Below are 13,399 nucleotides of genomic sequence, written 5' to 3'. Positions count from 1 at the left end.
TCTCAGGCAGCCAATTTATTCTAAAATAGGTCAGCGTAGTTGACTTTTCATCCTGCATGACATCTCTTAAAGAGACCCGAGCAAGCCAATTCATGGAGTCTGACCCGTGGCCAAGCAACCGATGCTGAAATTTGTACAGATCGATCGCGTCATGCCTGATAAGCGTGCCGCACATGACCGCAAAGAAGACTTTGATGAAATCTATGCTGAGTTCGCAGCTGAAAAAGCAGCCGAGCAGGCAAGCCGCTGTAGTCAGTGCGGCGTACCGTATTGCCAGTCGCATTGTCCTTTGCACAACAATATTCCCGATTGGTTGCACCTGACCGCAACCGGACGGCTGGAAGAGGCCTACGAGACCAGCCAGGCGACCAATACCTTCCCTGAAATTTGTGGCCGGATTTGCCCGCAGGATCGTCTGTGCGAAGGCAACTGCGTGATTGAACAATCGGGCCACGGGACGGTGACCATCGGCACGATCGAGAAGTACATCACCGATACTGCTTGGGACAAAGGCTGGGTAAAGCCGCCAGCGCCCGCATCAGAGCGCAGCGAAAGCGTTGGTATCATTGGCGGAGGTCCGGGTGGTCTGGCTGCTGCCGACATGATGCGGCAGGCCGGTATTCAGGTCACGGTTTATGACCGCCACGATCGCGCCGGTGGTTTGCTGATGTATGGCATTCCGGGCTTCAAGCTGGAAAAGGACATCGTGCAGCGCCGCAACGACCTGCTGGCTGATGGTGGCGTTGAATTTGTGCTGAATTGTGATGTGGACGCCGCAAAGTTCGATGAAATTCGCGCCAAGCATGATGCCGTGATCATTGCGACAGGGGTCTACAAGTCGCGTGATCTGTTGATGCCGGGCAGCGGACTGGACGGTATCGAAAAGGCGATCGACTTCCTGACTGCCTCGAACCGCAAGAGCTTTGGGGATGTTGTTGAGGATTTTGACAATGGCCGCCTCAATGCCGCCGGCAAGAAGGTGGTGGTGATTGGCGGTGGTGATACGGCGATGGACTGCGTGCGCACCTCAATCCGTCAGGGGGCAACCTCGGTCAAATGCCTGTACCGCCGCGACCGGGCAAACATGCCGGGTTCGCAGCGCGAAACCCAGAACGCCGAGGAAGAGGGCGTTATTTTCGAATGGCTCAGCGCGCCCAAAGGGTTCACCGGTGCTGACAAAGTATCCGGAGTTATGGTGCAGAAGATGCGCCTAGGGCCGCCCGATGCCACAGGCCGCCAGGCACCCGAGGTGATCGAAGACGCAGATTACGTGGAAGAGGCCGATCTGGTGATCAAGGCACTGGGCTTTGAGCCTGAAGATCTGCCCACACTGTTCGGCCAGTCCGACCTGCCGGTGACCCGCTGGGGCACCGTCAAGGCCGCCTTTGAGACCGGTGAGACTGAAATGGATGGCGTTTATGCAATCGGGGACATCGTGCGCGGTGCGTCATTGGTCGTGTGGGCGATCCGGGACGGGCGTGATTGTGCCGATGCCATCATCACTCGTTTCAACGCCAAGGCTGCGGTTGCAGCCGAATAACAGGCCACCCAGCAACAGGAGGTTCAGGATGCCCGAATTGCAAGGTCAATGCATGTGTGGTGCGGTTACGATAACCGCTACTCCGGCACAGGATGCGCTGGGCGCATGTCATTGTGATCAATGCCGCCGCTGGACCAGTTCGATGTTGGTGACATTTCAGGCCGAGCCCGGATATGCCGCACTGGGGCCGGTGAAAATCTTCACCTCATCCGACTGGGCCGAACGCGCTTTCTGTGCCGATTGCGGCTCGGCTCTGTGGTATCGCATCACGCTGCCGGGCGAGATGCACGGCCAGACACAGATGGCGGCGGGCCTGTTTGAAGACACAGGTCACGCTCTGAAACTTGAACTCTATATCGACAAGAAGCCTGAGGGCTATGCGTTCGCAGGCGAGCGTAGGCAGATGACCAAGGCACAAGTCGAAGCAATGTACGCCTTGCCCGAAGAAGGAGAAAACCAATGACCAAATATAACGCCGATTGGGTGAGGGCCGAGGAAACCAAACGTCAGTGGATGGCTGAAAACGGTCTCTATTCAGAGGACGAAGAGCATTCTTCCTGCGGCGTGGGGTTGGTTGTTTCTGTCGATGGTAAGAAAAGCCGCAAAGTCGTGGACGCGGGGATTGATGCGCTTAAGGCGATCTGGCACCGCGGCGCTGTGGATGCCGATGGCAAGACCGGTGATGGTGCGGGCATACACGTCCAGATTCCGGTGCCATTTTTCTATGACCAGATACGCCGCACCGGGCACGAGCCCAATATGGGCGAGCTGATTGCGGTTGGTCAGGTGTTCCTGCCCCGTACCGATTTCGGCGCACAGGAAAGTTGCCGGACCATCGTGGAAACCGAAGTCCTGCGCATGGGCTACTATATCTATGGCTGGCGCCATGTTCCCGTGGATGTGACATGTCTGGGCGACAAAGCAAACGCGACCCGGCCCGAGATCGAGCAAATCTTGATTTCGAACTCTAAGGGTGTGGATGAGGAAACCTTCGAGCGCGAGCTTTACGTCATCCGTCGTCGCATTGAAAAAGCCGCCGCTGCTGCCGGGATCTCGGGGTTGTATCTGGCGTCGCTGTCCTGCCGCTCGATCATCTACAAGGGCATGATGCTGGCCGAGCAGGTGGCGGTGTTCTATCCCGACCTGATGGACGAAAGGTTCGAATCCGCCTTTGCGATCTATCACCAGAGGTATTCCACCAACACCTTCCCGCAATGGTGGCTGGCGCAGCCGTTCCGCATGTTGGCCCATAATGGTGAGATCAACACGCTGAAAGGTAACGTGAATTGGATGAAAAGCCATGAGATCCGCATGGCCAGTGGCACCTTTGGCGATTATGCCGAGGATATCAAACCGATCATCGCAGGCGGTTCGTCAGATTCTGCCGCATTAGACTCGGTATTTGAGGTTCTGGTGCGCGCGGGCCGGTCGGCGCCGATGGCAAAAACCATGCTGGTTCCGGAAAGCTGGTCCAAGCAGGCAGTCGAACTGCCGCAGGCGTGGCGCGACATGTATTCCTATTGCAACTCAGTGATGGAGCCGTGGGACGGTCCTGCCGCGCTGGCAATGACCGATGGTCGCTGGGTCTGTGCCGGTCTTGACCGCAACGGTTTGCGCCCGATGCGCTATGTCGTGACGGGCGATGGTCTGGTCATCGCGGGCTCTGAGGCCGGGATGGTTCCGATTGATGAGGCCAGCGTGACCGAAAAGGGCGCTCTGGGGCCTGGCCAGATGCTGGCAGTCGATATGAAAAAAGGCAAACTGTTCCGCGACAAGCAGATCAAGAACAAATTGGCGCGGGCGCTGCCCTTTGGTGAGTGGGTCGGCAAGATCAATGATCTGGACACAACGTTCGCGGGTGTGACCGAAGTGCCAAAATTCTCGGGTGAGGAACTGCGCAAGCGGCAGATTGCGGCGGGGTATTCGGTCGAAGATCTGGAACAGATCCTGGCGCCAATGGCGGAAGACGGAAAAGAGGCGCTGGCCTCAATGGGGGATGACACACCCTCGGCCGTTCTATCCACACAATACCGCCCGCTCAGCCATTTCTTCCGGCAGAACTTCAGTCAGGTGACCAACCCTCCGATCGACAGCTTGCGCGAATATCGTGTGATGTCTTTGAAAACCCGGTTCGGGAACCTCAAGAACGTTCTGGACGAGGATAGCAGTCAGACTGAAATTATCGTTATGGACAGCCCGTTTGTCGGCAATGCCCAGTGGGATATATTGGTCAACAGCTTCAATGCGCCTCAGGCCGAGATCGATTGTTGTTTTGAACCCGGTGTGGGCGCATTGGGGATCGCTTTGGCCCGTATCAGAGCCGAAGCAGAGGAGGCCGTACGCTCAGGGGCCGGGCATTTGGTCCTGTCCGACATGAACTCAGGTCAGGGTCGGGTGGCGATGCCGATGATCTTGGCAACCAGCGCAGTACATTCGCATCTGACGCGTCAGGGGCTACGTACCTTCTGCTCGCTGAATGTCCGTTCGGCTGAGTGTATGGATCCGCATTACTTTGCGGTTCTGATCGGGTGTGGTGCGACCGTTGTGAACGCCTATCTGGCCGAAGATTCGCTGGCGGACCGCATTGATCGCGGATTGCTGGACGGAACCCTGACCGAGAATGTCGCGCGCTATCGCGAAGCGATCGACCAAGGCTTGCTGAAGATCATGGCCAAGATGGGGATATCAGTGATCTCATCCTATCGTGGCGGGCTGAACTTTGAGGCTGTTGGCCTCAGCCGCGCCATGGTTGCTGAGTATTTCCCAGGTATGACCAGCCGGATTTCAGGCATCGGTGTCACCGGCATTCAGTCAAAGGCTGAAGAGATTCACGCCAAAGGTTGGGATAGTGGTCTGGACGTGCTGCCTATCGGTGGGTTTTACAAATCCCGTAGGTCGGGTGAGACCCACGCGTGGGAAGCGACCTCGATGCACATGATGCAAATGGCCTGTAACAGAGCCTCATACGAGCTGTGGAAGCAGTATTCGGCCAAGATGCAGTCGAACCCACCGATCCACCTTCGTGACCTGATGGACTTCAAGCCTCTGGGCAATCCGATCCCGATTGAAGAAGTCGAATCGATCACCTCGATCCGCAAACGGTTTGTGACCCCGGGCATGTCGCTTGGGGCGCTAAGCCCCGAAGCGCATAAAACACTGAACGTGGCGATGAACCGCATCGGCGCGAAATCCGACAGCGGCGAAGGCGGCGAAGACCCGGCGCATTTCGTGCCGGAACCCAATGGCGACAACCCATCGGCCAAGATCAAGCAGGTGGCCTCGGGGCGGTTCGGTGTGACTGCCGAGTATCTGAACCAGTGCGAAGAGCTTGAGATCAAAGTCGCACAGGGAGCGAAACCCGGTGAGGGTGGTCAGTTGCCGGGCATGAAGGTGACCGATCTGATCGCGCGTCTGCGGCACTCGACCAAAGGCGTGACGCTGATCTCGCCGCCGCCGCATCACGATATCTACTCGATCGAGGATCTGGCACAGCTGATCTATGACCTGAAACAGATCAACCCGCGCTGCAAGGTGACGGTGAAGCTGGTGGCGTCCTCGGGCGTGGGTACGATTGCTGCCGGTGTGGCCAAGGCCAAGGCGGACGTGATCCTGATTTCGGGCCATAATGGCGGTACGGGCGCTTCGCCCGCGACCAGCATCAAGTACGCCGGACTGCCGTGGGAGATGGGCCTGACCGAGGCGCATCAGGTTCTGGCAATGAACAACCTGAGGGATCGCGTGACCTTGCGCACCGATGGTGGACTGCGCACCGGTCGCGATATCGTCATGGCCGCGATGATGGGGGCCGAGGAATACGGCATCGGCACCGCCGCACTGATCGCGATGGGCTGTATCATGGTGCGTCAATGCCAGTCGAACACCTGCCCGGTTGGTGTCTGCACGCAGGACGAAGATTTGCGCGCCAAATTCACCGGCAGCGCCGACAAGGTGGTGAACCTGATCACCTTCTACGCGCAGGAAGTACGTGAGTTGCTGGCCAGCCTTGGTGCGCGTTCTGTGGATGAGATCATCGGTCGAGCGGACTTGCTGGCTCAAGTCAGTCGGGGTTCTGCGCATCTGGATGATCTGGACCTCAACCCGCTGCTGATTACCGTCGATGGTGCACATGACATCGTTTACAACCGCGACAAGGATCGCAATTCGGTGCCGGATACGCTGGATGCGGAAATCGTGCGCGATGCTGCAAGGTTCTTAAAGGATGGCGAGAAGATGCAGCTGTCTTATGCAATCCAGAACACGCATCGGACCGTGGGCACCCGGGTCTCGAGCCATATCGTGCAGAATTTCGGGATGCGGAACACCTTCCAGGATGACCATCTGCATGTGAAATTGCAGGGCTCTGCCGGTCAGTCGCTGGGGGCCTTTGCTGCTCCGGGGCTCAAGCTGGAAGTGTCGGGCGATGCCAATGACTATGTTGGCAAAGGTCTGTCAGGCGGGATGATCGTCGTGCGACCGCCGCAGGTCAGCCCGCTGAAGGCGGATGACAATACAATCATCGGCAACACCGTTCTGTACGGCGCCACCGATGGCCACCTGTTTGCCGCAGGCCGTGCCGGTGAACGGTTCGCCGTGCGCAACTCGGGTGCCAGCGTGGTTATCGAAGGCTGCGGATCGAACGGGTGTGAGTACATGACCGGCGGTGTCGCGGTGATTCTGGGTGATATTGGTGCCAACTTTGGTGCGGGCATGACCGGCGGCATGGCCTATCTGTATGACCCTGAAGGTAAGGCCGAGCAGTTGATGAATAAGGAAACACTGGTCACCTGTCCGGTGACGGTGGGCCATTGGGAAAGTCAACTGAAAGCTCTGATCCAGCGCCATGTCGAGGAGACCAACAGCCGCAAGGCGGTGGATATCCTGCAGCATTGGGATGTGGAAAAAGCCCATTTCCTGCAAATCTGCCCCAAGGAGATGCTGAACAAGCTCAGCCATCCGTTGACAACCGAAGCAGCGGCAGTGCCTGCCGAATAGGGTCTGAAACAAAGAAAATCGTCAGGCCGGCGTGTTGTTTCCAACACGCCGGCTTTTCTTTTGTCTGAGCTTATTGTTTCCTGTCCTTGCGCAATCCTGCCTCAAACGCCTAGTTTTGGTGATAGTTTGTTTGGGAAATTCAGGCATGATGCTGTCCCAGTGATGTGAGTGAAGTGGAGTTTTGATGTGCCCACGACCTATACAGACCAGTTCTATTCCTTCGACCCGGCTAATCCGCCGCCTTCGGGGACTTCGATAACCATTGATAGGTTTGATCTGGTTGATCAGGACGACAACGGTGAGATCGAGGATTTCGGCGGTGATACGGTTGATGGGCAAACAGTAGCGAGTTCATGGCCGGGAGATACGGTAACAATCAATGTTCCCGGCGTTGGCAATGTGACCTATGAGGGTATCACCTTCTATCTTTCCGATGGCGTCACCCGGGTGTTTACCCCGACCGACGGGCAGGTTCTGCAGGAAGGCACACTGGTATCAACGACATTTGTGAACACCCAAGGTCCGCTGGATGTCCCGGCTGACCTTGGTCCGCCTTGTTTTACGCCCGGTACGCTGATTGACACTCCGGACGGGCCGCGCCGGGTCGAGGATCTGACCCCCGGTGATCTTGTTACAACGGCGGATAGCGGCGCGAAACCGGTGATTTGGGTCGGCCGGACCACCGTAGCAGCAGAAGGGAAGCTTGCTCCGATCCGGTTCGAGGCCGGTGTGTTTGGACTTACGCAGCCTTTACTTGTTTCGCCGCAGCATCGAATGCTGATTGATGATTGGCGCGCGCCCTACCTGTTTGGCCATGAAGAAGTGTTGATTGCGGCGCATTGCCTTGTGAACGGAGAGTCAGTGACGCGCGTCGAGGGAGGAGAGGTTGAGTATATCCACCTCCTGTTCCGGCGGCATGAGATTGTGATCGCCAACGGTGCCAAAAGCGAAAGCTATTATCCGGGTCATGCGCTGACGCAGGCCGAGCATCGGACGCAGGCGGAAGTGCTCGCCCTGTTCCCCGAGCTGAAGGTGCGCGGTGCTGCTGCGGTTAGAACGGCGCGCCCGGTTGTTCGTCCGCGTGACGGCCAGATACTGGCGAAATAATCCGTTTCAAATGTGACCTGCTCATCGTATAGCAAGGCATGGCAAAGAAAGCAGCGCGCAAACCGCGCGGTAAGAAAAATAAGGCGACCAGATCGAAGAAATCAAAAAGTCTCATCGCCCGGATTCGGCGATGGGCGGTGCTTGGCATTCTTGGGGTTGCGGCGGCCTTTCTGGTGCTGGTCCTGCTTTACTCGATCGTGAACCCTCCGATCACGCATACGATTTGGTCTGAATGGCGGCGGATAGGGCGGGTCGAACGCGAATGGGTTCCGATCGAAGATATTGCACCCGTTATGGCGCGCTCGGCCGTTGCAGCCGAGGATGCCAATTTCTGCTTGCATTGGGGATTTGATGTCGAAGCTATTCGGGATGCGCTGGAAGATGGTGGGAACCGGGGGGCCTCGACCATCACTCAACAGGTGGTGAAGAACGTCTTTCTATGGCAGGGCCGCAGTTGGGTACGCAAGGCGCTTGAGACCACGATGACACCAGTTGTCGAAATCGTCTGGAGCAAGCAGCGCATTCTCGAGGTTTATCTGAACGTGGCTGAAACCGGATCGGGCGTTTTTGGTGTCGAGGCGGCTGCGCAGAAATTCTATGGGGTGAACGCGGCAAAGATGTCTCCGGTTCAGGCGGCGCGGCTTGCGGCGATTCTGCCTGCCCCGCGCAACCGGTCGGTTACTGATCCATCGGTTCGAACGCGTCGCCGAGCGGCCTCGATCCTGGACGGGGCGGCCACCATCCGCGCAGATGGACGCGCTGACTGTTTCGAGGATTGAAATCCAAGCCTCTCAGAGGCTAAAGCTGAAGAGTATTCTCTGGTTCGATTGGAAGTCCATGGCGCGTCTGTTTCACGTTCCCCTCTCACCCTACTGCCGCAAGGTTCGGCTGTCTCTGGCCGAAAAGAAGATCGAAGTTGAATTGGTCGAGGAACGATACTGGGAACAGGACCCGGATTTTCTGCGTCGCAACCCGGCCGGCAAGGTGCCTGTTTTGCGGCTGGATGGCCAGATCATGGCTGAAAGCGCGGCGATCTGCGAATACATTGAAGAAACCCGACCCGAGCCGTCCTTGATGCCAAGGAAACCAGAGGCGCGGTACGAAGTCAGGCGCCTCGTGGGATGGTTCGACGACAAGTTTCATCACGAGGTCTCGGCGAAACTGCTCTATGAGCGTGTGAACAAGAAGATGTCAGGTCAGGGATATCCCGACAGTAAGAACGTCAAGGAAGGCGCTCGGGCAATCAAGTATCATCTGGACTACATGGCCTGGCTGCTGGACCATCGGCGCTGGCTGGCCGGGGATCAGATGACCTTGGCGGATTTTGCGGCTGCAGCGCATCTGTCTGCGCTGGATTACATCTCGGATGTGGATTGGAACCGCAATCCGGCGGTGAAGGACTGGTATGCGAAGATCAAGTCCCGCCCAGCGTTTCGGTCGATTCTGGCAGATCAGGTTCCGGGATTCCGCCCCCCGCCGCATTACACCGATCTGGATTTTTGATAGGGTGCTGGTAAAGGGGGCTGTCTGCCCCCTCTTGGCCCGTTGGGCCAATTCACCCCCGAAGGTATTTATTGCCAGATGAAGAGCGGATCAGATCTGAAGGCGAAATTGGTCGAACAGGCCCTATCTGAGGGATTTGTTTCATGCCGGATTTGCCATCCGTGGGATGTGCCGCAAGTGCCTGCGCGGTTAGACGCGTTTCTGCAAGCCGGGTATCACGGGCAGATGGGATGGATGGCCGAGCGAAGCCATTGGCGAGGTGATCCGTCTGTGTTGTGGCCCGATGCACGTTCTGTGATCATGTTGGCCGAAAGCTATAAGCCTGAGCATAACCCGATAGAGATCTTGCAGCACCCGCAGTTGGGTGCGATTTCGGTTTATGCGCAGAACAAGGATTATCATGATCTGGTCAAGAAGCGCCTGAAGCGGTTGGCGCGGTGGTTGATTGCTGAAGGTGGTGGTGAGGTAAAGGTGTTTGTCGATACCGCGCCTGTTCCTGAAAAGGCGCTAGGACAGGCTGCGGGCTTGGGTTGGCAAGGCAAGCATACCAATCTGGTCAGCCAAGACTGGGGCAATTGGGCCTTTTTAGGGTCTGTTTTCACGACACTGGATTTGCCGGTTGACGGCGCAGAGGTAGATCATTGTGGATCGTGCCGGGCTTGTTTGACTGCGTGTCCAACGGACGCCTTCCCTGCGCCGTATCAGTTGGATGCGCGGCGCTGCATCTCGTATCTGACGATCGAGCACAATGGCCCGGTAGCTGAGGAATTGCGGTCGCTATTGGGGAACCGGATTTATGGCTGCGATGATTGTCTTGCAGCCTGTCCGTGGAACAAGTTTGCTGTCGCTGCCAGCGACCTTAGATATGCAGCGCGGGAGGAGTTGAAGGCGCCTGCGCTGGCAGAGCTGGCGATGTTGGATGACACCGCTTTCAGGGCAATGTTTTCGGGCTCACCGATCAAGCGGATCGGGCGGGATCGGTTTGTGCGGAACGTGCTTTATGCGATTGGGAACGCGGCAGAACTGGCGTTGCTGCCGGTGGTACAGGAATTGACGGGTGATCCCGACCCGACCGTGGCCGATGCCGCGCGCTGGGCGGCATCTCGGTTGTCGTAAACAGGCTGGACGCGCCGCAGGAAAACGCTACACCCGATTCTGGCGAACAGATGGAGGACCCGATGGCGCTGGCTTTGGGGGTGGATACGGGCGGAACATATACAGATGCGGTGCTGATCCGGGATGAGCGTGAGGTTGTCGCATCGGCCAAATCGCTGACCACACGTGCAGATTTGGCGATGGGTGTTGGTCGGGCGGTCTCTGCAGTGCTTGAGGCGGCTGAGGTCTCAGCCGATCAGATCGGTATGGCGTCATTGTCGACTACGCTGGCCACCAATGCGCTGGTCGAGGGGCAGGGTGGGCGCGTGGCGCTGATCTATGTCGGGTTTCGGGAAAGTGATCTGGAGAAACACGGCTTACGGGACGCTTTGAAAGGTGATCCCGCCTTGGTGCTGGCGGGGGGGCATAATCACGCCGGTGGTCAGGCATCCGATCTGGATATTGCGACGCTCGAAGCCTTTTTAGACTCACATACAGGAATTTCTGGCTATGCGGTCGCTGCACAGTTTGCCACCAGAAACCCGGCGCATGAGTTGGAAGTGGCCCGTGTGATTGCCGAGCGGACCGGGGTTCCGGTGACGTGTTCTCATCACCTTTCGGCCAAGCTGAATGGGCCAAAGCGCGCTGTGACGGCGGTGTTGAACGCACGGTTGATCGGGATGATCGACCGGTTGATCGGGCGGGCGCAGGATCAGTTGTATGCACAAGGCATAACCGCGCCGATGATGGTGGTGCGTGGAGATGGCGCGCTGATGAGTTCCGAGCAGGCGCGGGAACGACCGATTGAGACAATCCTCAGCGGGCCTGCGGCCTCGATCGTCGGGGCGCGCTGGTTGACCAGGGCTGAGAATGCGCTTGTATCGGACATTGGGGGCACAACTACCGATGTGGCGCTGATCCGGGATGGAAAACCGACGATTGATCCCGATGGTGCCCAGGTGGGCGGTTTCCGAACCATGGTCGAGGCGGTGGCGATGCGGACACACGGTCTGGGCGGCGACAGTCAGGTGCATGTCGTCACTGAAGGTCTGAGTGGTGGGGTCTACCTTGGACCGCGCCGGGTGCTACCGGTGTCGCTGATCGCGGCCGAGGCCCCGGACGTGGTACACGCCGCGTTGGATGCGCAGTTGCGGGCCACGACAGTGGGTGAGCATGACACCCGTTTTGCCCGTCGGGTGACGGGTATCCCTGCCGACGGCGTGGGGCCACGTGACACTGTGTTGTTGGAGCGGTTGGGGGACGGCGTTGTGCCTCTCGACAAGCTGCTTCAAACCCGGATGGAACATGGGGCGTTGAGCCGTCTGGTGGATCGCGGGATCGTGCAGGTCTCGGGTGTGACGCCCTCGGATGCCAGCCATGTTCTGGGACGGCTTGAGGATTGGGACAGCGCTGCCGCGCATAAGGCAATGGAACTGGTTGCGCGCAAGCGGGTTGGGTCGGGTGATCGGTTGGCACAATCGCCCGAGGCGCTGGCTCAGGTCATTGTCGATCAACTGACTGAACAGACCACTTTGTCCTTGTTAGAGACTGCTTTCTCCGAAGAGAGTGATGGGTTTGGGTTGCCTGTCAAAGATCTGGCGCGGCATGTTCTCACACAACGCGGGCTGGCAAAGCATCGCGGTCTAGTGGCACTGGATGCGGCGCTGAATGTGGATGTGGTGGGTCTGGGTGCCTCGGCCCCCAGCTATTATCCGGCCGTCGGAGAGCGGCTGCATTGCAACATGATTCTGCCGCAACACGCAGGGGTTGCCAATGCCATTGGCGCCGTTGTCGGGCGCTTGACGCTGCGGCGAACGGGTTCTGTTACCTCCCCGACCGAGGGTCGGTTTCGGGTGCATCTGGAAGAAGGGCCACAGGATTTCGCGGACTCAAACGCTGCCTTACAGCTGCTTGAAGATGTGTTGCGTGGCGAGGCTGAGCGAGCCGTGCGCGAAGCTGGTGCAGAAGATATCCGAGTAACCGTCGATCGTGACGTCCGCACCGCCAGAATTGAGGCGCAGGAAGTGTTTGTCGAGGCGTTGATCACGGTTGAGGCAAGTGGCAGACCTCGGGTGGCAGCGGGGTAGCCCCGAGGGGCTACCGGAACACTTACTCTGCCGCGCTGGATCGCTTTGGCAGCACCCAGTTCGGGCGCGGGAAGTGGCAGGTATATCCGTTGGGTATACGCTCCAGGTAATCCTGGTGTTCGGGCTCGGCTTCCCAGAAATCTCCGACGGGTTCGACCTCGGTTACCACTTTGCCGGGCCAGATACTGCTGGCATTCACATCCGCAATTGTGTCTTCGGCCACCTGTTTCTGGGCCGCGCTTACGTAGTAGATCGCCGAACGATAGCTCATCCCGCGGTCGTTACCCTGACGGTTCGGGGTGGTGGGGTCGTGGATCTGAAAGAAGAATTCCAGCAGATCGCGAAAGGTGATCCTGGCCGGGTCGAACCAGATCTCGATCCCCTCGGCATGGGTGCCGTGGTTGCGGTAGGTCGCGTTGGGCACGTCGCCACCGGTATACCCAACACGGGTGCTTGAAACCCCGGGCAGTTTGCGGATCAGGTCCTGCATACCCCAGAAACAGCCCCCGGCCAGAACGGCGCGTTCATCGGTCATCAGATATCCTCCACATGGATCAGATAGTCGCCATAACCTTCGGCTTCCATCTCGTCGCGATGGATGAACCGAAGTGAGGCGGAATTGATGCAATAGCGTAGCCCACCGTGCTCACGAGGGCCATCTGGGAAGACATGGCCAAGATGGCTGTCCCCATGTTTCGAACGCACCTCAGTTCGGATCATGCCCAGGGTGCGATCTTCGATCTCTTCCACATGTTCGTGGACAATGGGCTTGGTGAAGCTGGGCCAGCCGCAACCGGATTCGTATTTGTGGGTCGAAGCAAACAGCGGCTCACCCGAGACGATATCGACATAGATGCCCGGCTGTTTATTGTTCAGGTGCTTGCCGGTGCCCGGACGCTCGGTCCCGCTGCGTTGGGTGACGTGATATTCATCCGGTGACAGGGCGGCAATGGCCTCGGGTGTTTTGGAATAACGGGTCATGACACCTCCGATTCTTTGTGGTTTGATCCAATAGATGGGGTTCTGCGGGCGAAAGCAAAGGCTTGTAACGTCGGCTCGCGCAGACGTGCGGTAG

At 58.2% G+C, this 13,399-nt stretch carries 10 protein-coding genes; 8 read left to right on the top strand and 2 right to left on the bottom strand.

Annotated features, from left to right (window positions below; all coding sequences use genetic code 11):
• The first annotated feature begins 106 nt into the window (after positions 1 to 106).
• From BLU89_RS13745 to BLU89_RS13710, 8 genes are all read left to right on the top strand, one after another.
• Entirely contained in the window at positions 107 to 1,540 is a 1,434-nt protein-coding gene (locus tag BLU89_RS13745; protein WP_074737420.1) for an NAD(P)-dependent oxidoreductase, read from the top strand.
• Between the two features lie 28 nt (positions 1,541 to 1,568).
• Positions 1,569 to 2,003, top strand: a complete 435-nt coding sequence (locus BLU89_RS13740; protein WP_074737419.1) for a GFA family protein — start codon at positions 1,569 to 1,571, stop codon at positions 2,001 to 2,003.
• Positions 2,000 to 6,532, top strand: coding sequence for a glutamate synthase large subunit (gene gltB / locus BLU89_RS13735; RefSeq protein ID WP_074737418.1), 4,533 nt, complete (start codon positions 2,000 to 2,002; stop codon positions 6,530 to 6,532). The genes BLU89_RS13740 and gltB overlap by 4 nt, the downstream gene beginning before the upstream one ends.
• A gap of 186 nt (positions 6,533 to 6,718) precedes the next feature.
• Entirely contained in the window at positions 6,719 to 7,639 is a 921-nt protein-coding gene (locus tag BLU89_RS13730) for a Hint domain-containing protein (protein ID WP_074737590.1), read from the top strand.
• 38 nt (positions 7,640 to 7,677) lie between these two features.
• Positions 7,678 to 8,418: a monofunctional biosynthetic peptidoglycan transglycosylase gene (gene mtgA, locus BLU89_RS13725; RefSeq protein WP_074737417.1), complete on the top strand. Its 741-nt coding sequence runs from the start codon at positions 7,678 to 7,680 to the stop codon at positions 8,416 to 8,418.
• Positions 8,419 to 8,476: 58 nt separating this feature from the next.
• Positions 8,477 to 9,142: an FtsZ-binding protein FzlA gene (gene fzlA / locus BLU89_RS13720; protein WP_074737416.1), complete on the top strand. Its 666-nt coding sequence runs from the start codon at positions 8,477 to 8,479 to the stop codon at positions 9,140 to 9,142.
• A gap of 78 nt (positions 9,143 to 9,220) precedes the next feature.
• On the top strand, positions 9,221 to 10,258 hold the full coding sequence (queG, locus tag BLU89_RS13715) for a tRNA epoxyqueuosine(34) reductase QueG (protein WP_074737415.1): 1,038 nt from the start codon (positions 9,221 to 9,223) through the stop codon (positions 10,256 to 10,258).
• A 62-nt stretch (positions 10,259 to 10,320) separates the two neighbouring features.
• Complete coding sequence (locus BLU89_RS13710) at positions 10,321 to 12,324, top strand: hydantoinase/oxoprolinase family protein (protein WP_074737589.1); 2,004 nt, start codon at positions 10,321 to 10,323, stop codon at positions 12,322 to 12,324.
• Between the two features lie 22 nt (positions 12,325 to 12,346).
• Here BLU89_RS13710 and msrA read toward each other — a convergent pair whose 3' ends face one another.
• Together msrA and msrB are read right to left on the bottom strand one after the other, a co-directional pair.
• Positions 12,347 to 12,859: a peptide-methionine (S)-S-oxide reductase MsrA gene (msrA, locus tag BLU89_RS13705; protein ID WP_074737414.1), complete on the bottom strand. Its 513-nt coding sequence runs from the start codon at positions 12,857 to 12,859 to the stop codon at positions 12,347 to 12,349.
• Complete coding sequence (gene msrB, locus BLU89_RS13700) at positions 12,859 to 13,305, bottom strand: peptide-methionine (R)-S-oxide reductase MsrB (RefSeq protein ID WP_074737413.1); 447 nt, start codon at positions 13,303 to 13,305, stop codon at positions 12,859 to 12,861. The genes msrA and msrB overlap by 1 nt, the downstream gene beginning before the upstream one ends.
• Between the last annotated feature and the right edge of the window lie 94 nt (positions 13,306 to 13,399).

Source organism: Ruegeria halocynthiae, from assembly GCF_900106805.1.
GTDB classification, from domain to species: Bacteria; Pseudomonadota; Alphaproteobacteria; order Rhodobacterales; family Rhodobacteraceae; genus Ruegeria; species Ruegeria halocynthiae.
Note: the sequence above shows the minus strand (reverse complement) of the source record. Positions and strands in the feature narration are given on the sequence as shown.

What these genes read in the sequence shown, in the direction of transcription:
- fzlA (WP_074737416.1), top strand. Translation starts at nt 8,477, where the DNA reads ATGGCGCGTCTGTTTCACGTTCCCCTCTCACCCTACTGCCGCAAGGTT.
- BLU89_RS13710 (WP_074737589.1), top strand. Translation starts at nt 10,321, where the DNA reads ATGGCGCTGGCTTTGGGGGTGGATACGGGCGGAACATATACAGATGCG.
- msrA (WP_074737414.1), bottom strand. Translation starts at nt 12,859, where the DNA reads ATGACCGATGAACGCGCCGTTCTGGCCGGGGGCTGTTTCTGGGGTATG.
- queG (WP_074737415.1), top strand. Translation starts at nt 9,221, where the DNA reads ATGAAGAGCGGATCAGATCTGAAGGCGAAATTGGTCGAACAGGCCCTA.
- mtgA (WP_074737417.1), top strand. Translation starts at nt 7,678, where the DNA reads ATGGCAAAGAAAGCAGCGCGCAAACCGCGCGGTAAGAAAAATAAGGCG.
- msrB (WP_074737413.1), bottom strand. Translation starts at nt 13,305, where the DNA reads ATGACCCGTTATTCCAAAACACCCGAGGCCATTGCCGCCCTGTCACCG.
- gltB (WP_074737418.1), top strand. Translation starts at nt 2,000, where the DNA reads ATGACCAAATATAACGCCGATTGGGTGAGGGCCGAGGAAACCAAACGT.
- BLU89_RS13740 (WP_074737419.1), top strand. Translation starts at nt 1,569, where the DNA reads ATGCCCGAATTGCAAGGTCAATGCATGTGTGGTGCGGTTACGATAACC.